Origin of the sequence: Streptomyces sp. HUAS 31 (assembly GCF_028198125.1) — a bacterium.
Taxonomy (GTDB): Bacteria; Actinomycetota; Actinomycetes; order Streptomycetales; family Streptomycetaceae; genus Streptomyces; species Streptomyces chartreusis.
This window is the reverse complement of sequence record NZ_CP116353.1, coordinates 8,796,251-8,815,855: the sequence shown is the minus strand read 5'-3', so window position 1 is coordinate 8,815,855 and position 19,605 is coordinate 8,796,251. Positions and strand designations below refer to the sequence as shown.

General features: G+C 71.7%; 22 protein-coding genes. 10 read left to right on the top strand and 12 right to left on the bottom strand.

Annotation, left to right across the window (positions count from 1 at the left end; translation table 11 throughout):
- Positions 1–28 precede the first annotated feature (28 nt).
- The 4 genes from PGH47_RS38305 (at position 29) to PGH47_RS38290 (ending at position 3,421) form a co-directional block, all read left to right on the top strand.
- Entirely contained in the window at positions 29–886 is an 858-nt protein-coding gene (locus tag PGH47_RS38305; RefSeq protein ID WP_271667265.1) for an intradiol ring-cleavage dioxygenase, read from the top strand.
- Positions 883–1,965 (top strand): maleylacetate reductase, encoded by a 1,083-nt coding sequence (locus PGH47_RS38300; RefSeq protein WP_271667264.1) that lies wholly within the window; start codon positions 883–885, stop codon positions 1,963–1,965. Before PGH47_RS38305 ends, PGH47_RS38300 begins: the two co-directional genes overlap by 4 nt.
- Positions 1,966–2,030: 65 nt before the next feature.
- Positions 2,031–2,933, top strand: coding sequence for a YceI family protein (locus tag PGH47_RS38295; protein WP_271667263.1), 903 nt, complete (start codon positions 2,031–2,033; stop codon positions 2,931–2,933).
- A gap of 104 nt (positions 2,934–3,037) precedes the next feature.
- On the top strand, positions 3,038–3,421 hold the full coding sequence (locus PGH47_RS38290) for a luciferase domain-containing protein (protein ID WP_271667262.1): 384 nt from the start codon (positions 3,038–3,040) through the stop codon (positions 3,419–3,421).
- Positions 3,422–3,424: 3 nt separating this feature from the next.
- Here PGH47_RS38290 and ppk2 read toward each other — a convergent pair whose 3' ends face one another.
- Genes ppk2 through PGH47_RS38275 form a run of 3 tightly spaced genes read right to left on the bottom strand, consistent with a single transcriptional unit; the run spans position 3,425 to position 5,344 of the window.
- Positions 3,425–4,318: a polyphosphate kinase 2 gene (gene ppk2 / locus PGH47_RS38285; protein WP_271667261.1), complete on the bottom strand. Its 894-nt coding sequence runs from the start codon at positions 4,316–4,318 to the stop codon at positions 3,425–3,427.
- A gap of 53 nt (positions 4,319–4,371) precedes the next feature.
- Positions 4,372–4,851 (bottom strand): SRPBCC domain-containing protein, encoded by a 480-nt coding sequence (locus PGH47_RS38280; protein WP_271667260.1) that lies wholly within the window; start codon positions 4,849–4,851, stop codon positions 4,372–4,374.
- 52 nt (positions 4,852–4,903) lie between these two features.
- Complete coding sequence (locus tag PGH47_RS38275) at positions 4,904–5,344, bottom strand: MarR family winged helix-turn-helix transcriptional regulator (RefSeq protein ID WP_271667259.1); 441 nt, start codon at positions 5,342–5,344, stop codon at positions 4,904–4,906.
- 109 nt (positions 5,345–5,453) lie between these two features.
- On the opposite strand from PGH47_RS38275, the gene PGH47_RS38270 reads away from it, so the two are divergent.
- Entirely contained in the window at positions 5,454–6,266 is an 813-nt protein-coding gene (locus PGH47_RS38270; RefSeq protein WP_271667258.1) for an amidohydrolase family protein, read from the top strand.
- 18 nt (positions 6,267–6,284) lie between these two features.
- On the opposite strand, the gene PGH47_RS38265 is transcribed toward PGH47_RS38270, so the two are convergent.
- From PGH47_RS38265 to PGH47_RS38255, 3 genes are all read right to left on the bottom strand, one after another.
- Positions 6,285–7,613 carry an enolase C-terminal domain-like protein gene (locus PGH47_RS38265; RefSeq protein WP_271667257.1) on the bottom strand — a complete coding sequence of 443 codons (1,329 nt, stop codon included), beginning with the start codon at positions 7,611–7,613 and terminating at the stop codon, positions 6,285–6,287.
- A 37-nt stretch (positions 7,614–7,650) separates the two neighbouring features.
- Positions 7,651–8,988, bottom strand: a complete 1,338-nt coding sequence (locus tag PGH47_RS38260; protein WP_271667256.1) for a gluconate:H+ symporter — start codon at positions 8,986–8,988, stop codon at positions 7,651–7,653.
- Positions 8,989–9,140: 152 nt separating this feature from the next.
- A complete protein-coding gene (locus tag PGH47_RS38255; protein ID WP_271667255.1) occupies positions 9,141–9,593 on the bottom strand; it encodes a TIGR03668 family PPOX class F420-dependent oxidoreductase in 453 nt (150 codons plus the stop codon).
- 102 nt (positions 9,594–9,695) lie between these two features.
- Between PGH47_RS38255 and PGH47_RS38250 the strand changes: the two genes are divergently transcribed.
- Both PGH47_RS38250 and PGH47_RS38245 read left to right on the top strand, forming a co-directional pair.
- A complete protein-coding gene (locus PGH47_RS38250) occupies positions 9,696–10,151 on the top strand; it encodes an archease (protein WP_271667254.1) in 456 nt (151 codons plus the stop codon).
- Between the two features lie 45 nt (positions 10,152–10,196).
- Complete coding sequence (locus tag PGH47_RS38245) at positions 10,197–11,315, top strand: CapA family protein (protein ID WP_271667253.1); 1,119 nt, start codon at positions 10,197–10,199, stop codon at positions 11,313–11,315.
- A 3-nt stretch (positions 11,316–11,318) separates the two neighbouring features.
- Here the strand turns inward: PGH47_RS38245 and PGH47_RS38240 are convergent, their stop codons facing one another.
- Entirely contained in the window at positions 11,319–11,960 is a 642-nt protein-coding gene (locus PGH47_RS38240; protein WP_271667252.1) for a phosphoribosyltransferase, read from the bottom strand.
- Between the two features lie 183 nt (positions 11,961–12,143).
- Positions 12,144–12,383 carry a hypothetical protein gene (locus tag PGH47_RS38235; RefSeq protein ID WP_271667251.1) on the bottom strand — a complete coding sequence of 80 codons (240 nt, stop codon included), beginning with the start codon at positions 12,381–12,383 and terminating at the stop codon, positions 12,144–12,146.
- 228 nt (positions 12,384–12,611) lie between these two features.
- Here PGH47_RS38235 and PGH47_RS38230 point away from each other — a divergent pair, with 228 nt between their 5' ends.
- Complete coding sequence (locus PGH47_RS38230; RefSeq protein ID WP_271667250.1) at positions 12,612–13,265, top strand: phosphoribosyltransferase; 654 nt, start codon at positions 12,612–12,614, stop codon at positions 13,263–13,265.
- 53 nt (positions 13,266–13,318) lie between these two features.
- Positions 13,319–13,891, top strand: a complete 573-nt coding sequence (locus PGH47_RS38225; protein WP_271667249.1) for a GNAT family N-acetyltransferase — start codon at positions 13,319–13,321, stop codon at positions 13,889–13,891.
- A gap of 20 nt (positions 13,892–13,911) precedes the next feature.
- On the opposite strand, the gene PGH47_RS38220 is transcribed toward PGH47_RS38225, so the two are convergent.
- Positions 13,912–14,691: an SDR family NAD(P)-dependent oxidoreductase gene (locus PGH47_RS38220; RefSeq protein ID WP_271667248.1), complete on the bottom strand. Its 780-nt coding sequence runs from the start codon at positions 14,689–14,691 to the stop codon at positions 13,912–13,914.
- A 125-nt stretch (positions 14,692–14,816) separates the two neighbouring features.
- On the opposite strand from PGH47_RS38220, the gene PGH47_RS38215 reads away from it, so the two are divergent.
- On the top strand, positions 14,817–15,380 hold the full coding sequence (locus PGH47_RS38215) for a hemerythrin domain-containing protein (protein ID WP_271667247.1): 564 nt from the start codon (positions 14,817–14,819) through the stop codon (positions 15,378–15,380).
- A gap of 61 nt (positions 15,381–15,441) precedes the next feature.
- Here the strand turns inward: PGH47_RS38215 and PGH47_RS38210 are convergent, their stop codons facing one another.
- The 3 genes from PGH47_RS38210 to katG all read right to left on the bottom strand — a co-directional run bounded on the left by PGH47_RS38210 (position 15,442) and on the right by katG (position 19,601).
- Entirely contained in the window at positions 15,442–15,966 is a 525-nt protein-coding gene (locus tag PGH47_RS38210; RefSeq protein WP_271667246.1) for a hypothetical protein, read from the bottom strand.
- A gap of 166 nt (positions 15,967–16,132) precedes the next feature.
- Positions 16,133–17,239, bottom strand: coding sequence for an NAD(P)/FAD-dependent oxidoreductase (locus PGH47_RS38205; RefSeq protein WP_271667245.1), 1,107 nt, complete (start codon positions 17,237–17,239; stop codon positions 16,133–16,135).
- A gap of 151 nt (positions 17,240–17,390) precedes the next feature.
- Positions 17,391–19,601 (bottom strand): catalase/peroxidase HPI, encoded by a 2,211-nt coding sequence (gene katG, locus PGH47_RS38200; protein ID WP_271667244.1) that lies wholly within the window; start codon positions 19,599–19,601, stop codon positions 17,391–17,393.
- Positions 19,602–19,605: the final 4 nt, after the last annotated feature.

Here is a 19,605-nt window from a genome sequence, read left to right as displayed (position 1 = left end):
TGCACGGGAAGACGGAGAGGAAGCGGACATGGCGGACGAGCCGACGGTCACCGACGAGGTCGTCGCCGCTCTGCGGGACACCGGCGATCCGCGGCTGCGGGAGCTGCTCACCGGACTCGTGCGGCATCTGCACGCCTTCGCCCGGGAGACGGGGCTGACGCAGGAGGAGTGGGAGCGGGCGATCGGCTTCCTGACGGAGACCGGGCAGATGTGCACGGACACGCGGCAGGAGTTCATCCTGCTGTCCGACGTGCTCGGCCTGTCGATGCTGGTGGAGACGATCAACGACCGGCACGGCCCCGGCACCACCGAGTCGACGGTCCTGGGCCCCTTCCACATGACCGCCTCGCCCGTGCGCGAGCTCGGCACGGACATCGACCTGGTGGGTGGCGGCGAGGCGTGCGTGGTCAGCGGGCAGGTGCTGTCCCGGGACGGCACCCCGCTGCCCGGCGCGGTGGTCGATGTCTGGCAGGCCGACGGCAACGGCTTCTACGACGTGCAGCAGCCGGACGTACAGCCCCCCGGCAACGGCCGCGGTCTGTTCACCGCGGACGACGAGGGCCGGTTCTGGTTCCGTACCTGCGTGCCGAGCCCGTATCCGATCCCGACGGACGGTCCGGTCGGCGGGCTGCTGCGGGCCACCGGGCGGCACCCCTACCGGCCCGCGCACATCCACTTCATCGCCTCCGCCGCCGGACACGCCCCGGTGACCACGCACATCTTCGTCGCGGGCAGCGACTACCTGGACTCGGACGCGGTGTTCGCCGTCAAACCGGGCCTCGTCACCGACTTCGCCCCCGTCGACGACCCGTCCGCGGCAGGGGAGTTCGGCGTGGCCAACCCGTTCCGGCAGGCTCGATTCGACCTCGTACTGGAGCCGTCGTGACGAACGCCCTCGACTTCTCCTACGAGAGCCGGCCCGGACGGGTCGTCTTCCGCGCCGGCGCGGCCGTGTCGGCCACGCCCGGCGAGGTGGAACGGCTCGGGCTGCGGCGGGTGCTGGTGGTGTGCGGGACGCGGGGCGCGAACACCGCGCGGGCGGTCGCCGACGCGCTCGGTCCGGCGTGCGCCGGGCTGCACGACCGGGCCCGGATGCACGTGCCCGCCGAGGTCGCGGACGCTGCCGTGCAGGCGGCTCGCGCGGTCGGCGCTGACGGGTGCGTGGCCGTGGGCGGCGGTTCGTCGATCGGGCTGGGCAAGGCGATCGCGCTGCGCACCGGCCTGCCGCTGATCGCCGTGCCGTCGACGTACTCCGGCTCGGAGATGACCCCGGTGTGGGGCCTGACCGAGCACGGCGCCAAGCGCACCGGCCGCGATGCGAAGGTGCTGCCCCGCAGCGTGGTCTACGACCCCGAGCTCACCCTCTCGCTGCCCGTACCGCTCTCGGTGACCAGCGGCGTCAACGCGATCGCGCACGCCGTGGAGGCCCTGTACGCGCCGGACACCTCGCCGCTGATCGCGCTGATGGCCGAGGAGGGCGTACGGGCGATGGCGGGGGCGCTCCCGGCGGTGGCCTCGGACCCGGCGTCGCGTGCGGCGCGCGGGCGTGCGCTGTACGGGGCCTGGCTGTGCGGGTCCTGTCTGGGCACGACCACCATGGGCCTGCATCACAAGCTGTGCCATGTCCTGGGCGGCACCTTCGGGCTGCCGCACGCCGAGACCCACACGGTGGTGCTGCCGTACGCCCTGGCGTACAACGCCTCGGCGGCCCCGGAGGCGGCAGCCGCCGTGGCCCACGCGCTGGACGCCGCCGACGCGCCGGCGGCCCTGCGGGAGCTGGCCGGACGCCTCGGCGCGCCCCGCTCGCTCGCCGAACTGGGCCTCACCGAGGCCGACCTGGCGACGGCGGCCGAGCAGGTCACGAACCAGGCGTACGCCAACCCCCGGCCGGTGACGGCCGACGGCGTGCTCGCCGTGCTGCGGGCCGCCCACGAGGGCGCACCGCCGGCCACGGTCGCCGGCTGACCCTCCCCCGAACCCACCCCCCACCGTTCGTAGTTCCCCCCACGCCGGAAGAAAAGGTGATCAGCATGCCCCTCGGTCTGCTCAGGAGTCGACGCTCCCGAGGAGCCCCGGGTGTTCCCCTGCCCGTGCCGCCCGGAGCGGGCGTCGTGGGCCGCGAGGTCGTGGATCCGATGGGGCTGCCGATGCGCGGCGCCGACGTGACCGTGACCGCGCTGGACTCGCACCAGGTCGTGGCGTCGGGTACGACGGACCCGTACGGCCTCTTCTTCGCGGCCCTGCCCCCGGGCCGCTACAGCCTCATGATCACGGCCGAGGGTCTGTCGCCGCACCGCGAACCCCTGGACGTGGTCGCCGATCCGGCCCGGCCCGCCGTCCGGGTCCAGCTCGCGTCGGCCCGGCAGCTGGAGCTGCCGACGCCCGGCACCTGGCTGTTCGACCCGCCGCACACGGCGATCCGGTTCATCGCCAAGCACGTCGGCATGGCCCATGTCCACGGCCGCTTCGAGCGGTTCACGGGCGGCATCCGGGTGGCGCCGGACATGGCCGAGTCGAGGGTGTCCGTGCGGATCGACGCGGCCAGCATCACGACGGGCAACAACACCCGGGACGCCCATCTGCGTTCGGGCGACTTCCTGGACGTCGAGCGCTACCCGTACATCGACTTCACCAGCACCCGCTTCGCCTACCGGGGCGGCGCCAAGTGGACGCTGCAGGGTTCGCTGACCATGCACGGCGTCAGCCGCTCCGTGGATCTGGACACCACCTACCTGGGTTCGGTCAACGGCGGCTACGGCGAGGAGCTGCGGTGCGCGGCACTGGCGAAGGCCGAGCTGCACCGGGAGGACTTCACCCTGAACTGGCGCAGCATGCTGGCCCGTGGCATCGCGGTGGTCGGGCCGACGGTCCAGCTGGAGCTGGACGTACAGGCCATGTACCGCACCCCCGACACCCCGACACCGCCGGAATAGGAGCTGCTCACAGCGGACGGCGGGTGGCTGTCAGACACCTCACACACCGGTTACGAATCGCTCAACCTCTGGTTGCGAAGCGGTGATCGGGTGACTATGGGGCCATGACACCGGCCCAACGTGCCATCGAACAACTGCAAGCCTGGCCCGACCTCAGCTCGGGCCCGGCCGGTTGCGGCACCGGGCGGGCACTGCGCACCGTCCACAGCGAGATCGTGCACTTCCACTCCGAGAGGGACGTGGACCTGCACCTGACGGTGCCCGCCATCCGGCGGCTGCGCGACGACCTTCAGGTCTCCACCGCGATCCGGCTCGTCCCGGGTTCGGACTGGGTGACCGTGCACCTCGACTGCGACACGGACGTCGATCTGCTGATGAGCCTGGTCAGTGCCGCGCTCAAGGCCCATCAGCAGCGGCCCGCCCCCGCCGAGCAGCCGACGGGGAAGACCTGCAACTTCCGTCGCGTGACGGTGCTCCCCCGCGGCTAGGGGTCAGCTCCCGTCTCCGGTGTCGTCCTCGCCCGCCTCCAGCAGACCGGCGGCGGCACCGATGATGCGGGGGTCGGGGGCGCCGACGACCTCCTCGTCCTTGTCGTCGTAGTCGAAGCGGGCGAGCACGCTGCGCATGGCCTCGACCCGGGCCCGCTTCTTGTCGTTGCTCTTCACCACCGTCCAGGGCGCGTGATCTGTGTCCGTCTCACGGAACATGGCGACCTTGGCGGCGGTGTAGTCGTCCCAGCGGTCCAGCGAGGCCAGGTCCATGGGGCTGAGCTTCCACTGCCGTACGGGGTCGACCTGGCGGATGGTGAAGCGGGTGCGCTGCTCGCCCTGGGAGACCGAGAACCAGAACTTCACCAGGTCGACGCCGTCGTCCACGAGCATCCGCTCGAAGGCCGGGGCCTGCCGCATGAAGCGCCGGTACTCGTCGTCGGTGCAGAAGTCCATCACGCGCTCCACGCCGGCCCGGTTGTACCAGGACCGGTCGAACAGCACGATCTCGCCCGCGGTCGGCAGATGCTCGACGTACCGCTGGAAGTACCACTGCCCGCGTTCCCGCTCGGTCGGCTTCTCCAGCGCCACCACCCGGGCGCCGCGCGGGTTCAGGTGCTCGGTGAAACGCTTGATGGTGCCGCCCTTGCCGGCCGCGTCGCGTCCCTCGAAGACGATGACGAGCCGGCGGCCGGAATCCTTTATCCAGCTCTGGAGCTTCAGCAGCTCGATCTGCTGGAGCCGCTTGTGCCACTCGTACTCGGGACGCTCCATGCGTTCCTGGTACGGGTAGTTCTCGCGCCAGGTGTCCACCGGGCTGCCGTCCGGCCTGATCAGTACGGGGTCGTCCTGGTCGGTGTAGTCGACGCGCAGCCCTGACAGCAGTTCGGTGTCCATACTTCCGCATGGAAGCGAGCGGTTTCGTACGCTCGGCGAACTCCGGGCGAAGATCACGTAAACGAAGACGGCGGTGTGCTCTCCACGAGCCGGGCGAGGTTGGCCAGGGCCATGCGGGTGCCGGTCTCGTTGTCCTCGGGGCGCACGACGTCGGGGAGGCCCTCGTGCGCGATCGTGACGTCGGTGCCGCCGCCCGCGGCGTCTGCCAGGGTGGTCGTCATGGTCATCGTGCCGTGCAGGGCGGGGTCGTCGCTCTCGAACTCGACCTCCTCGACCACCAGCTCGTTCGCGACCAGCCGCACGAAGCGCCCGTGGTAGGTGTCGGTCTGCGCGTCCGACTTGCCGGTGTCGGTGGGCAGGTCGTAGACGAGGGAGACACGGAACGCCCCGCCTTCCCGGCCGTCGAACTCGTGCACCCGCGCGGTCATGCCGTCCGGCACCCGCCAGCGGGAGACGGAATCCGCGTCCAGCAGGGCTCGGTAGACGGCCGCACGCGGGGCGTCGACGTGCCGGGAGACTCGCGTCGAGTTCATGGGCTCACGATAACGGCGGCGCAGCCGGCCTCCGCGTGTCCCCCGTACCCGGTCACCCGCCCGCGTCGGGCGACTCCCACTGGGCCAGCGCGCGCATCGCCGCCGCGGTCTGTGCGAACCCGTCCTCCCCGAGCAGCGCCCGCGCCTCGGCGTTGAAGCGGTCGACCTCCGGCTGCGCGGCGTCCAGTGCGGCGGTGCCCACGTCGGTCAACTCCAGCACCACAGCGCGGTGTTCACGCGGGTGCGGCCGCTTGGCGATCAGGCCGGCCGCGGTGAGCCGGCCGACCAGTCCGGTGACGGCGGACTCGCGCAGCCCGAGGACCCGGGCCAGTCCCTGCTGAGTGACGCCGGGCTCGTCACGAACCGCGTACAGCGCGCCGAGCTGGGCCGTGGTGATCCCGGCGGCAGCCACCAGGCGCCGGTCGGAGGCGACACGCAGCTGGTGTGCCGCGCGCTGGAGCAGGAAGTACAGACGCTGATCGGGCTCGGACATGGACCGATGTTGACAGACCCGACGGGGCGGCGCCATGCTCACTTCACTGGTGAAGTGAGGTCGTGCGCGGGGACTCCGCGCTCCCGTGCCCGCGCAGAGAGGCCGCCCCATGCCCGTCGTCGACGCCTGGATGCAGCACCCGACCCCGCGCCACGCCAACCACGAGATGTTCGAGTCGCTGCGCCGTTGGACCGGCATGGAGCGGTTGGAGAAGCCGCTGCCGGTCGAGGTCACCGTGGCGGCGCTGGAGGCCGCGGACGTCGAGGTCGGTCTCGCGTCCGCCTGGTACGGGCCGCAGGGGCCGCTGGTCGACAACGACGAGGTGGCGGGCTTCGTCGAACAGGCCGGCGGACGGCTGCGCGGGGTGGCGGGCGCCGACCTCGCCCGCCCGATGGCGGCGGTGCGGGAACTGCGGCGCGCCGTCGAGGAGCTGGGCTTCGTGGCGCTGCGTGTGATGCCGTGGCTGTGGGGACTGGCGCCCACCGACCGGCTGTACTACCCGCTGTACACCGCGTGCGTGGACCTCGGTGTGCCGTTCTGCACGCAGGTCGGGCACACCGGCCCGCTGCGGCCGTCGGAGACCGGGCGGCCCATCCCGTACATCGACCAGGTGGCGCTGGACTTCCCCGAGCTGACGATCGTGTGCGGGCACATCGGCTACCCGTGGACGACGGAGATGATCGCGGTCGCCGACAAGCACGAGAACGTCTTCATCGACACCAGCGCCTACACCGTCCACCGCTATCCGCCGGAGCTGGTCGAGTACCTGCGCGGACGGGGACGCCGCAAGGTGCTCTTCGGCTCCAACTACCCGATGATCACGCCGAGTCGGGCCCTTGAGCACCTCGACACCCTGGGTCTGGACGAGGAGACGCGGGAGCTGTTCCTGCACGGCAACGCCCGCCGCGTCTTCGGCCTCTGACGGGGGTCCGGGAGCGGTTCAGCGCACGAGGCAGGGCCGCTTGGCGTCGAAGGTCCAGCCCTCGACCAGGTACCGCATGCCCACGGCGTCGTCCCGGCCGGAGAGCGCCTTGTCCTGGTAGAGCTCGTGCGCCGCGAGGAGCCGGTCCATGTCCAGGTCGACTCCCAGTCCGGGTGTGTCCGGTACGGCGACCTCGCCGCCGGTGATGCGCGGCGGCTCGACGGTGAGCCGTTCCCGTCCCTCCTGCCAGATCCAGTGCGTGTCCAGGGCGTTGTACTCACCGGGCGCGGCGGCTCCGCAGTGCGCCATCATCGCCAGCGAGATGTCGAAGTGGTTGTTGGAGTGGCAGCCCCAGGTCAGGCCCATCGCGTTGCACAGCTGGGCGACGCGGACCGAGCCCTGCATGGTCCAGAAGTGCGGGTCGGCGAGCGGGATCGACACCGACTGGAGTGCCAGGGCGTGGGTCAGCTGGCGCCAGTCCGTGGCGATCATGTTGGTGGCCGTGGGCAGGCCGGTGGCGCGGCGGAACTCCGCGAGGATCTCCCGGCCGGAGTAGCCGCCCTCCGCCCCGCAGGGGTCCTCGGCGTAGGCGAGGGTGCCCAGGAGGGGGCGGCACAGCTCGACGGCCTCGCGCAGGGACCAGGCGCCGTTGGGGTCGAGGGTGATCCGCGCGTCGGGGAAGCGTTCCTTGAGGGCGGTCACGGCCTTGACCTCCTCCTCGCCGGCCAGGACGCCGCCCTTCAGCTTGAAGTCGCGGAAGCCGTAGTGGTCGTAGGTGGCCTCGGCCTGCCGGACGATCGCCTCGGGGGTCAGCGCCTCCTCGTGCCGGACGCGGTACCAGTCGACGTCCGCGTCGGGTGCGCGGACGTAGTCCAGGTCGGTGCGGTCCGGGTCACCGACGTAGAAGAGGTAGCCGAGCACCCGTACGGCGTCGCGCTGTTTGCCGTCGCCCAGGAGGGCGGCGACCGGGACCTCCAGGTGCTGTCCGAGCAGGTCGAGCAGGGCGGACTCGACGGCGGTGACCGCGTGCACCGTCGTGCGCAGGTCGAAGGTCTGGGCGCCGCGACCGCCCGCGTCGCGGTCGGCGAACGTGGCCCCGATCGCCCGCAGGACGTTCTTGTGGTCGCCCACGCGGGCGCCGACTACCAGGGGTTCGGCGTCGCGCAGGGTCCGCGTGATCTTCTCACCGCCGGGCACCTCGCCGAGGCCGGTGCGGCCCTCGGAGTCCTCCAGGACGACGACGTTGCGGGTGAAGTACGGGGCGTGGGCGCCGGAGAGGTTGAGGAGCATCGAGTCCCGGCCGGCGACCGGGTACACGGAGAAGCGGGTGACGACGGGCTGGCTCATGGCGGGAGTTGCCGTTCTCGTGAGGGCGGGAGGTGGGTCAGACCTTGAGGGCGTCGAGGACCTGTTCCAGGACCAGTACGCCGCCGAGGCCGAGAATCGCGAGGACCGTCGTGTATGTGGTGCGGGCCTTGATGGCGTCGAGGACGGACAGGTTGAAGTACTCCTTGAACATCCAGAAGCCGGGGTCGTTGACGTGGGACAGGGCGATCGAGCCGCAGGAGACGGCGAGGACCATGACCTCGGGGTGGACGCCGCCGCCCGCGAGCAGGGGCAGCGCGACGCCGGAGGCGGTGACGACGGCGACGGTCGCGGAGCCGAGGGCGACGCGCAGGATGGCGGCGATCAGCCAGGCGAGGATGATCGGGGAGATCGACCAGCCGTCGGTGGCGTCCTTGATGTAGTCGGATATCCCGCCCTCGACGAGGACGTTCTTGAAGGCGCCGCCCGCGCCGATCACGAGCAGGATCATCGCCATCGCCTGGGCGGCCTCCTTGCAGGAGGCGCTGACCTCGGCAAGGCTGCGGCCGATGCGCGGCCCGAACGCCCAGATCGCGACGAGCAGGGTGAGCAGCAGCGCGATCGGCGCGGAGCCGATGAACGCCACGAAGTGCATCGGGCCGCCGTCGCCGGCCCCGGCCAGGTCCGCCACGGCCGCCCCGGCGATCAGCACGACGGGCAGCAGGGCGACGGACAGGGACCAGCCCATGCCGGGCATCTCGTCGTCCTCGAAGACGCGTTCGCTGACCAGGCCCTTGGGGATGGTGGGGTTCATGGCCCGCACGAACGGCAGGCGCGGCCACAGCAGCGCGATGAACGCACCCACCGGGACGGCGATGAACAGGCCGTAGAACAGGGTCAGTCCGACGGAGGCGTGGAAGGTGGCGGCCACCGCGGTGGGGCCGGGGTGGGGCGGCAGGAAGCTGTGCATGGTGGACAGGGCGATCGACATCGGCAGCCCCACCCACAGCAGGTTCGCGCGGGTGACCCGCACGAGGGTGAAGGCGATCGGGACGATGATGACGAAGGCCACCTCGTAGAACATCGTCACGCCGATGAGCATGGCGGTCAGCACCATGGCCACCTGCACCCAGCGCGGCCCGCACACTTCGAGGAGCCGGCCGGCTATTCGCTGGGCGGCGCCGGAGTCGCCCAGCACCCGGCCGACCATCGCGCCGAGCCCGATGGTGAGCATCGTGTCGCCTATCTGGCCGCCGATACCCTCGGCCAGGACGTCGGGGATCTTCTCCATCGCGATGCCCTGGACCAGGGCGACGCCCACGGCCACCAGGAGCAGGGCCGCGAAGCCGTTCAGTTTGAGCCTGGTCATCAGGACGAGCAGGACCAGGACGCTGATCCCGACCACCACGAGCGGCATATGTCAGTTCTCCTTTGAACGCCGGCCGCTTACGTTCACCCCACTGAATGGGGTCCTCACATGAAGACGTCGTCTACATATGAAGACGGAGATTATGTTCGTGGATGGCCAAGGTCAATGGGTCTGCCGCCGCGGATTGCCGCGGGGTGGGGTCACGCGCCGCCCGACACGGCCCGCCAGCCGCTCCAGTGCAGGACGGTGATCACGATGACGGCGCCCTCCGGGGGCTCCTGCCGGTACTGGGGGTACTTCTGCCGCAGCAGCTCCACGGCCTCGGCGTACTCGGCGCCGGTGGCCTCGTCCGCCGCGTCGGGCGGCAGGACCCGGGCGCCGCCGTCGGCCCTGACCCACCACAGCCGGTCCCAGTCGGCGTCGTACTCGTCCGCCAGCAGGCAGACGGCCGGGCGCACGGCGATGTTGTGCAGCCGCTTGAGCCCCTTCGACCGCTTCGGCTTGGCGTCCACGGCGGTGACGATCTCGTCGCCGTCCGCCGCGAACACGACCGGCACCAGGTGCGGCCGGCCCTCCGGGTCGACCGTGGCCAGCCGTGCGACCTGTGCCGCGGCGAACCGCGTGCGTGCTTCGTCCTGCTCCATGTCCGGCATGTCGGCTCCTTCGGCCTCGGCGGCGGTACGCCGTGCCCCGTGTCGGGTACCCCTGTCCGTGTAGCACTGATCGGGGACGACTCGTTGGGTCAGGTGGTACCGATGGTCGGCGACACGGACGACGTCATTCAGGCGCGGCGGCGCGGCGAGAGCGGCCATCGGGCCGTGCCGCACCCGGACGACGTACGGATCGAGGCGTGGGGGGTGAGTCGCGAGCGGTGTCTGGTGGAGGCCGCGCTGGGGATGGTGGAGTGCTTCGCCGACGTCACCACGGTACGACCCACCTCCGTGGAGCGGGTGCGGCTCGCCGAGGACACCGATGAGGGGCTCCTGACGGCGCTCCTCGACGAGGTCGCCGTACGCCTCGACGAGGACGACCGGGTGACGGTGGACCTGGAGGCCGAAGCCGCGGAAGGCGAACTCGACGTACGGCTCGCCCTCGCCGAACTCACCGACGTGCGGGTCACCGGCATCGATCCCAGGGGCGTCTCCTGGCACGGGCTGCACATCGGACCGGATCCGTACGGATGGTCCTGCGCGGTGACCGTGGACGTGTGAGGGGTACGGGTCGGCGGCGGCTCGCGGGGCTCGTACCGTGGAGGCATGAGCGGCGGCACGGTGACGCTGTTCGTCTGCGGCGATGTGATGCTCGGACGCGGTGTCGACCAGATCCTGGCCAGGCCCGGCGACCCGGTGCTGCGGGAGGGGTACATCACGGACGCCCGCGCCTACGTGAACATGGCGGAGTCGGTGAGCGGCTCGATCCCGGCTCCCGTGGACGCGGCGTGGCCGTGGGGCGAGGCGCTGCGGCTGCTGGAGGCGGCCGGTCCGGACGTGCGGATCGTCAACCTGGAGACGTCCGTGACCCGCAGTGACGCGTTCGAGCCCGGCAAGGCCGTCCACTACCGCATGCACCCGGCCAACCTGCCGGCTCTCACGGCGGCCCGGCCCGACGTCTGCGTCCTGGCCAACAACCATGTGCAGGACTTCGGCCGCGTGGGCCTGAAGGAGACGCTCGACGTGCTGCACGGGGCGGGCCTGCGCACGGCCGGCGCGGGACGCGGCGCGCAGGAGGCGTACGCGCCCGTTGCGCTGCCACTCCCCCACGGCGGCCGTGTGCTGGTCTTCGCGCTCGGCGCCGCCGACAGCGGCATCCCGGCGGGCTGGGCGGCGACCGGGGACCGGCCCGGTGTCGCCTACGTCCCCGAGCTGTCACCGGCCACGGCCGCCGCGGCGGTCCGGCGGATACGGCAGGTGAAACGGGCCGGCGACCTCGTGGTGGTGTCCGTGCACTGGGGCTCCAACTGGGGCTACCCGGTCCCCCGTGAACAGCGGCGCTTCGCCCACGCCCTGGTGGACGGCGGCGCCGATGTCGTCCACGGCCACTCCTCGCACCATCCGCGCGCCGTCGAGGTCTACGGGGGCCGGCTGATCCTGCACGGCTGCGGGGACTTCATCGACGACTACGAGGGCATCCCCGGCTACGAGCAGTACCGGGACGACCTGCGCATCGCCTACTTCGTGACCCTGGCGGCGGACACGGGCGAACTCGCCGGGCTGCGCATGGAGCCCCTGCTGGCCCGCCGTATGCGTCTGGAGCCGGCGCCGGCGGAGGCCCGCGGCTGGCTGCACACGACCCTCGACCGCATCGGCTACGGCGTCCACGTCACCCTCGGCCCGGACGGCGCGCTCGTGCTCGGCAAGCCGGCCGCCCTGGAGTGAGCCTCAGTCACCCCGCAGCGCCTCAAGCACATCGGCGTCGGTGAGCTGCCGGAAGTCCTCGTACCACTCGCCGACCGCGCTGAACAGCCGCGGCTCGTGCAGGCAGACGAACTCGTCCACCTCCCGGCGCAGTTCCTCGGCCGCCTCCGGTGCGCAGACGGGCACGGCGAGGACCAGCCGCTCGGGCGACCGGTTGCGTACGGCGCGCGCCGCGACGCGTGCGGTGTTGCCGGTCGCCACCCCGTCGTCCACGACGACGGCGGTACGGCCGCGCAGCCCCGGCGCCGGGCGGCCCTGCCGATAGCGTTCCTCGCGCCGCCGCAGTTCCTTGCGCTCACGCTCCACGACCGGCGCGAGGTCGGCCTCGCTCAGCCCCAGCCGCAACAGGGTCTGCTCGTCGAAGAGCGGAGGGTCCCCGCCCGCGAGCGCGCCGACCCCGAACTCCTCGTGGAACGGCGCCCCGATCTTGCGCACGACGAGCACGTCGAGAGGGGCCTGAAGGACCTCGGCGATCTCCCGGGCGACAGCGACGCCGCCGCGAGGCAGTGCGAGGACGACCGGGTGCGGGAGCTCCCCCTTGTCCTGACGGATGCGCAGTAGCTCCGCCAGCTCCCGCCCGGCCTCGGCGCGGTCACGGAACCGCATGGGGCTCCCCTTCCGTCCGTCGCCGCGTACCCAGGGCTCCGGTATCGGACACCCCACCGGAATCGGCCCCCTACCGGATGGTCCAGCCGGCGATGCCGTCTTCAGGGTTGTTGCTGTGCACCCAGCCGTCGCAGTCGACGGTGCCGGCCGCCTGCGCGGGGGCCTCAGGGTGGCACTCGCCCCTCACCCCTTGGTCTTGTCGGAGGGGTCCGGGCTGTTCCAGTCGTACGGCCCGCCGCCGCGCCACTCGATCAGCTCGGGGTCGTCGACGGCCCGGTCCTCGGTGGGCAGGCCCGCGCGGTGCACCAGGTCCATGACGTCGAACAGGCTGTAGGCGGTGCCCGTCGGCTCGTCACGGATCGTCACCTGACGCCCGCCGTCCGGCTCCGGCGGCGACACCACCACGGGGGGACGCGTGCTCATGCCACCACCATGCGCTCTGAGTGGCGTGTACGCAGCCCGGCGTACCGGCCACAGTTGAATCGTCATCAATTTGGGTTGTCGGAGTTCGGCGTACGGGTGCAGAGCCGTCGAGGAGCGTTCGGGTCGGGATACCGCTCCGGAAGTCGGCTGCTTTCCCCGGTGCCGCCCGTTTCGCGGTAGGTCGGGCCGGGCACTCGGCGGCTGCGCAGATCGGGAGGGAGGAGTCCCGTGCCATTCCGCGACCGTACCCACGCCGGACAGGCGCTCGGCCTGCGGCTGGTCGAGTGGGCCGGGTCGGACGACCTCGACAATGTGCTGGTGCTGGCCCTGCCGCCGGGCGGCGTGCCCGTGGCCTCCGAAGTCGCACGTGCCCTGCACGCCCCGCTGGACGTGCTCATCGCCGGCGAGATCAGCACCCCGATCCGGCCGGAGACGCCGATCGGTGCGATCGTCGCCGACGACCCGCCGCTGTACGACCGGCGGAGCCTGGCCATGATGCATCTGTCCGAGGACCGGCTCGGTGACGTCGTCGTGCACCGGCGCAACGAGCTGCACCGCCTCGAATACCTCTACCGCGGCCGCCGTCCGCCCCCGTCCGTGGGCGGACGCACGGTCGTACTCGTCGACGAAGGCCTGACCACCGGCCTGACCGCCACGGCCGCGCTGCGCTTCCTGCGCCGCCACGGCCCGGCTCGGCTCGTCCTGGCGGTCCCCGTCGGCGCCGCGCGGACCGTCAGCGCCATGCGGCCCGAGAGCGACGACCTCGTGTGCCTCGAACAGCCGCCGGGCCTGCATGTGGTCGGCGAGTGGTACGAGGACTTCGGTCAGGTCCCCGACCTGCAGATCACGAAGACACTGCACGCGTTCCACGCCACGGCCTGACGCGTCGCCGCGTCGGCTTCGGCGCCCGCGCGGGTGCGTGAAAGGGTGGTGCCATGGCCATAGAAGTCCGCCCGGCATCCGTCTTCGAGGACGTACGTCCGGTACTCGGCCCGAAGTCGCCCACCGCGAACGTCTGTTGGTGCCTGAGCTACCGCATCCCCTCGAAGCTCAACAACGAGCTGCGCGGACCGGCCCGCGGCGAGTACGTCGCGGAGCTGTGCCACACCGATCGCCCGCCGGGGGTGCTCGCCTACGACGATGACGAGCCGGTCGGCTGGGCCGCGGTGGCGCCGCGCTCGGCCACGTCCTTCGCCCGCAACCGCAAGATCCCGCACGTCGACGACCTGCCGGTGTGGTCGCTGTGGTGCGTGCGCGTCCGCCCCGGCCACCGCAAGCAGGGCATCAGCCACGCCCTGATCGCCGGAGCGGTCGAGTTCGCCCGCGACCGGGGCGCTCCGGTGATCGAGGCGTACCCGCTCGACAACGGCGACGCCCGGGTCGACCTGACGATGGCCTACGCCGGGATCCGCAAGAACTTCGAGCGCGCGGGGTTCGTGCATGTCGCCGACACGACCTCGGTGCTGGCCGGTCATCCGCGGATCCTGATGCGGCTCGACCTGCGCTGACGGGCCGGGGCCGCACGGGCTCAGTGGACCGAGAACCCGCCGTCCACGAAGATCGACTGTCCGGTGACGTACGCGGAGGCGCTGCTAGCGAGGAACACGGCCGCGCCCGCGAAGTCCTCCGCGAGGCCGTTGCGCCCGACCATGGTGCGCGCGGCGAGCGCGGCCACCTTGTCCGGGTCGGACGACAGGCGGGTGTTGAGCGGCGTCATGACGAAGCCGGGCACGAGCGTGTTGCAGGTGACGCCGTACGGCGACCACGCCTCCGCCTGGGAGCGGGCCAGCGATTCCAGCGCCCCCTTGGAGACGCCGTAGGCGCCGCTCTGGACGAACGCGCGGTGCGCCTGCTGCGAGGTGATGTGGATGATCCGCCCGAAGCCGCGCTCGGCCATGCCGGGTCCGAACCGCTGCCCGAGCAGGTGGGGCGCGTCGAGGTTGAGGGCCATGGTGCTGTCCCAGACGTCCTCGCGGAGCTCGCCCATCGGGGGCCGCAGGTTGATCCCGGCACAGTTCACCAGGATGTCGGGCTCGCCGAACGCCTCCACGGCGGCCTCGGCCGCGGCGCGCACGCCGTCGCGGGTGCCCAGGTCCGCGCTCACCCGGGCCGCGCGGCAGCCCGCGGCCTCCAGCTCGCCGACGGTCGCGGCCAGTTCCGCCTCCCTGCGGGCCACGACCACGACGCTCGCGCCCGCCCGGGCGAGTGCCTCGGTGATGGCGCGGCCGATGCCGGAACTGCCACCGGTCACCACGGCGACCCGGCCTTCCAGCGAGAACAGTTCGGAGAGGTATGCCTGCGAGCTCATGCCCGCACCCTAGGCCGCGCGGCGCCGGCGCTCGGGGCGGGGGTCGTGTGAGCCCGTCCCCTGCGGGCACTCGATGCCCACGGCGGGCCCGTCCGGGCCGCCGACCGGGACTGGAGGTGGCGAACATGGGTCACGGCGGGAACGTCATCGACGAGCTGATGACCGATCACCGTGAGGTCGAGGAGCTCTTCGGCCGGATAGAGGGGCTCACGCCCGGCAGCGCGGACCGCAAGCTGTACGCCGACCAGGTCACGATGGAGCTGGTGCGGCACTCGGTGGCCGAGGAGGCCTATCTGTACCCGGCCGTGCGGCGGCACGTGGCGGGCGGCGACGCCATCGCCGACCGGGAGATCGAGGACCACTCCACGGCCGAGCGCATCATGAAGGACCTGGAGCGGTGCGACGCGGGTGATCCCGAGTTCGACCGGCTGATCGGGATGCTGATGTCGGAGGTCCGCTCCCACATCGCCGACGAGGAGCAGAACCTCTTCCCACAGCTCCGGGCGGCATGTCCGCCGGACGCGCTCGACGACCTCGGCGACAAGGTGCGCCAGGCCAAGAAGGTCGCGCCGACCCGACCGCACCCGGCCGCCCCGGACAAGCCGCCGGCCAACAAGCTGCTGGCGCCCGGTGCCGGTCTGGTCGACCGCCTGCGCGACGCGCTGACGGGCCGCGGCAAGAAGCCCTGAGGCGCGCTCCGGATCCGACGCGGCGTGAACTCGCGTCCTCCGTGGGCGCCGTGCTTCCGTCTCAGGCGATCAGCGCCTGTCCCGGGCCGAGGAGTTCGTCCAGTGCCGTGCGGTGCAGGGCCGCCACGGGGGCGAGGAGGTCGGGGTGGCGCAGCAGGGCGGCCGCCCGGCGGTCGTCGGCGTCGGGGGACAGCAGGCGCCGGAATTCGACCGGGGCGGCGGCGAGGCCGCCGTCGGCGACGGTGGCGACCGCGAGCCCGGCCAGGTCGGCGTCGATGAGCAGGCAGGCGGCCCAGCTAGCGACGACCTCGTCGACCCAGGTGCGCCAGGCGAAGTCGTCCGGATCCTCGTGCGCGGCGGTGTCCGCGCCGGTGATCCAGTCCAGTCCGGCCGAACCGCCGGGGCCCGCCATCCGGACCAGCGCGGCGTCGGTCGGCGTGGGGTAGCGCAGCCAGGCGGCGACCGTGACCGCCTGGCGGGCCTGCACCTCGCCGAGGGCGGCGGCCAGGGCACCGCCGTATGCCGGGTAGGAGCGGGTCAGCCACTGGGTGGTCGCCGCGATGAGCGGGGAGAGGTCTGCGAGCACTGCCGGACCGTCCGAGGTACTGGCGATGGGCGAAGGCCATCAGGGGAAGGGGGATCCCAAAAACGGTAACCCGGCCGCCCCGGCGCGGAACATGCCCGCGATCTCACCGGCGGCGTGGTCTCCCCCACACCGGGCCGGCGTGTTCAGGCCGCCCGGCCGACGGCGCTCATGCTGCGCTGTATCCGAGCTGACGCCTCATGTAGGGCGTCATCAGGTTCTTCGCCTTGGCCACGGTCGTGGTGCGGCTGCCCAGGACGGCCGATTCGCCGCCCGGCACCGGCAGGACCGTCACGCCGTCGGCCGCGCCGAACGGGACGATGAGCGGGGTGCGGTGCATCGGCCGGTAGAACCGGGGCTGCTTGCGGTGCCTGCCGTTGCTGTTGAGGTAGGCGCGGATGTTGTGGGCGGCCAGGTCGGCCTGGGCGAGCGCGGCCGGGGTGATCTTGAGGTCGGTCGCGTCGTTGACGTCGCCGACCGCGAAAACGTCCTGCCGGCCACGGAGGCGGAGCGCCTCGTCGACCTTGACGTGGCCCGTGCCGTTCAGCCAGTCACCGTGTCCGGCGAGCCGCAGCCAGAGGGTGTTGGGCGTGGTGCCGGTCGCCCAGAAGGAACGGTCCGCCTCGATGATGTTGCCGCGGGCGTCGCGGTAGGTACCGAAGTCGTTGCCCGGGGACATGAAGGCGTCCAGCCACACCTGTACGTCGTGGGACTCCAGCCAGCTCCGCGCCTTGCGGCCGGCCCGCGCGCTGCCCGTGGCGTGCAGCAGCTCCGGCCCGGAGTGCGCAAGGGTGACCCGGGCGTCGGGCCGGGCGAGGCGTATCTCGGCGGCGAGCTCCACGCCGGAGGGCCCGCCGCCGACGACCAGGACGTGCTCGGCGGTGGCGATGTGCTGCTGGTGCGTGGCGAAGGACTTCGCCGCCTCCTCGGTGGTGGTGCCGCTGAAGCGGGCCGGCTCGGGATAGTCGGCGCCGGTCGCGATCACCAGCACGTCGTAACGGAGCCGCTCACCGGTGCCGAGGACGACCTGTCGCTCGCCGGTGTCGATGCGGACCGCCTTGCCCACGGCCACGCGGCCGTGGCGCAGCAGCCGGTCGTAGGGGATGAACGGGCTGTGCGACCAGTCCGGACGCACTCCGGCGCGCAGGGCGGCGATGCGGTGGAAGAAGACCTCTTTGCGGTCCACCAGCGTGACCCGCGCGGTCGTGTCCAGCCGCTTGGCCAGACGGACGCCGGCATAGCCGCCGCCGATCACCACTACGTCGCCGTCAACCACGCCGAGTCTCCTGAAACCTCGTTCGGCCTCTGTCCGGATTCGGCGAGCCTATAGCTTGAAATCTAAATAATTGATGGTGCGGGGTGTGCGTTCTGTGAAAGACGTCCGGGCCGACCCCAGCGGGCCGGCCCGGACGTCTTGCGGGGACTGATCAGACGAGGTCGAACCGGTCCAGGTCCATGACCTTGGCCCAGGCAGCGACGAAGTCCTTGACGAACTTCTCCTTCGCGTCGTCGCTCGCGTAGACCTCGGCGAGGGCGCGCAGTTCGGAGTTGGAGCCGAACACGAGGTCGGCACGGGTGCCGGTCCACTTGACCTGGCCCGAGGCGTCACGGCCCTCGAACGTGGTCTGGTCCTCGGAGGTGGACTTCCACGTCGTGCCCAGGTCGAGCAGGTTGACGAAGAAGTCGTTGGTCAGCTTGCCCGGGGTCTCGGTGAGGACGCCGTGCTTGGACCCGTTCTGGTTGGCACCCAGGACTCGCAGACCGCCGACCAGGGCGGTCATCTCGGGGGCGCTCAGCGCGAGCAGGTTGGCGCGGTCCAGCAGCAGGTACTCGGCCGGCAGGCGGTTGCCCTTGCCGAGGTAGTTGCGGAACCCGTCGTACGCCGGCTCGAGGGCCGCGAACGACTCGACGTCCGTGTGCTCCTCGGTCGCGTCGACACGGCCCGCGGTGAACGGCACCTCGACCGTGACACCGGCGTCCTTCGCGGCCTTCTCCACGGCGGCGGAGCCACCGAGGACGATCAGGTCGGCCAGGGAGACCTTCTTGGCGCCCGAGTTGAACTCGCCCTGGATGTTCTCCAGGGTGCGCAGGACCTGGGCGAGCTCGTCCGGGTCGTTGACCTCCCAGCCGCGCTGCGGCTCCAGGCGGACACGGCCGCCGTTGGCACCGCCGCGCTTGTCGCTGGCGCGGTGCGTGGCGGCGGACGCCCACGCGGCCTTGACCAGCTGCGGGACCGTCAGACCCGAGTCGAGGATCTTGGCCTTGAGCGCGGTCGCGTCGGCGGCGTCGATGGCCTGGCCCTCGGCGGCGGGCAGCGGGTCCTGCCACAGCAGGGTCTCGGCCGGGACCTCCGGGCCGAGGTACAGGGACTTCGGGCCCAGGTCACGGTGGGTGAGCTTGTACCAGGCGCGGGCGAAGGCGTCCGCGAACTCGGCCGGGTTCTCGTGGAAGCGCTTCGAGATGGGGCCGTAGATCGGGTCGAAGCGCAGCGAGAGGTCGGTGGTGAGCATCGTGGGCAGCTTCTTCGAGTCGCTGTGGGCGTCGGGGATGATCGCCTCGGCGTCCTTGGCCACCCACTGGTTGGCGCCGGCGGGGCTCTGGGTCAGCTCCCACTCGTAGCCGAAGAGGATGTCGAAGAAGTCGTTGCTCCACTGGGTGGGCCTGGTGGTCCAGGTGACCTCCAGACCACTGGTGATCGCGTCACCGGCCTTGCCGGAGGCGTAGGTCGACTTCCAGCCCAGGCCCTGCTGCTCCATGTCGGCGGCCTCGGGGTCGTTGCCGACCGCGTCGGCCGGGCCGGCGCCGTGGGTCTTGCCGAAGGTGTGGCCACCGGCGATCAGGGCGACGGTCTCCTCGTCGTTCATCGCCATGCGGCGGAACGTCTCGCGGATGTCGCGGGCCGCGGCGATCGGGTCCGGGTTGCCGTTCGGGCCCTCCGGGTTGACGTAGATCAGACCCATCTGGACGGCGCCGAGCGGGTTCTCCAGCTCACGGTCGCCGGTGTAGCGCTGGTCGTCGAGCCAGGTGGTCTCGGGACCCCAGTACACGTCCTCGTCGGCCTCCCAGACGTCGGCGCGGCCGCCGCCGAAGCCGAAGGTCTCGAAGCCCATCTGCTCGAGGGCGACGTTGCCGGTGAGGATCATGAGGTCGGCCCAGGAGATGGACTGGCCGTACTTCTTCTTGACCGGCCACAGCAGACGGCGGGCCTTGTCGAGGTTGCCGTTGTCCGGCCAGCTGTTCAGGGGCGCGAATCGCTGCTGACCGCGGCCGCCACCGCCGCGGCCGTCGCTGATGCGGTAGGTGCCGGCGCTGTGCCAGGCCATGCGGATCATCAGCGGGCCGTAGTTGCCGAAGTCCGCGGGCCACCAGTCCTGCGAGTTGGTCAGCACCTCGGCGATGTCCTGTTTCACGGCCGCCAGGTCGAGGGCGTTGAACGCCTCCGCGTAGTCGAAGTCCGCACCGAGCGGGTTCGCGACGACGGGGTCCTTGGCGAGGATCTTCAGGTTGAGCCGTTCCGGCCACCACTGACGGTTGCCGCCGCCCTGCGTGGGGTGCGCGGCGCGACCGTGCGCGACGGGGCAGCCACCGGTGCCCTCAGTCTTCGCGTCAGTGACGATCGCATCGGGGTTCTCAGCCATGGGA

Coding starts and splice junctions, on each gene's coding strand:
- PGH47_RS38305 (WP_271667265.1), top strand. CDS start 29: ATGGCGGACGAGCCGACGGTCACCGACGAGGTCGTCGCCGCTCTGCGG.
- PGH47_RS38295 (WP_271667263.1), top strand. CDS start 2,031: ATGCCCCTCGGTCTGCTCAGGAGTCGACGCTCCCGAGGAGCCCCGGGT.
- PGH47_RS38290 (WP_271667262.1), top strand. CDS start 3,038: ATGACACCGGCCCAACGTGCCATCGAACAACTGCAAGCCTGGCCCGAC.
- ppk2 (WP_271667261.1), bottom strand. CDS start 4,318: ATGGACACCGAACTGCTGTCAGGGCTGCGCGTCGACTACACCGACCAG.
- PGH47_RS38280 (WP_271667260.1), bottom strand. CDS start 4,851: ATGAACTCGACGCGAGTCTCCCGGCACGTCGACGCCCCGCGTGCGGCC.
- PGH47_RS38275 (WP_271667259.1), bottom strand. CDS start 5,344: ATGTCCGAGCCCGATCAGCGTCTGTACTTCCTGCTCCAGCGCGCGGCA.
- PGH47_RS38270 (WP_271667258.1), top strand. CDS start 5,454: ATGCCCGTCGTCGACGCCTGGATGCAGCACCCGACCCCGCGCCACGCC.
- PGH47_RS38265 (WP_271667257.1), bottom strand. CDS start 7,613: ATGAGCCAGCCCGTCGTCACCCGCTTCTCCGTGTACCCGGTCGCCGGC.
- PGH47_RS38260 (WP_271667256.1), bottom strand. CDS start 8,988: ATGCCGCTCGTGGTGGTCGGGATCAGCGTCCTGGTCCTGCTCGTCCTG.
- PGH47_RS38255 (WP_271667255.1), bottom strand. CDS start 9,593: ATGCCGGACATGGAGCAGGACGAAGCACGCACGCGGTTCGCCGCGGCA.
- PGH47_RS38250 (WP_271667254.1), top strand. CDS start 9,696: ATGGTCGGCGACACGGACGACGTCATTCAGGCGCGGCGGCGCGGCGAG.
- PGH47_RS38245 (WP_271667253.1), top strand. CDS start 10,197: ATGAGCGGCGGCACGGTGACGCTGTTCGTCTGCGGCGATGTGATGCTC.
- PGH47_RS38240 (WP_271667252.1), bottom strand. CDS start 11,960: ATGCGGTTCCGTGACCGCGCCGAGGCCGGGCGGGAGCTGGCGGAGCTA.
- PGH47_RS38235 (WP_271667251.1), bottom strand. CDS start 12,383: ATGAGCACGCGTCCCCCCGTGGTGGTGTCGCCGCCGGAGCCGGACGGC.
- PGH47_RS38225 (WP_271667249.1), top strand. CDS start 13,319: ATGGCCATAGAAGTCCGCCCGGCATCCGTCTTCGAGGACGTACGTCCG.
- PGH47_RS38220 (WP_271667248.1), bottom strand. CDS start 14,691: ATGAGCTCGCAGGCATACCTCTCCGAACTGTTCTCGCTGGAAGGCCGG.
- PGH47_RS38215 (WP_271667247.1), top strand. CDS start 14,817: ATGGGTCACGGCGGGAACGTCATCGACGAGCTGATGACCGATCACCGT.
- katG (WP_271667244.1), bottom strand. CDS start 19,601: ATGGCTGAGAACCCCGATGCGATCGTCACTGACGCGAAGACTGAGGGC.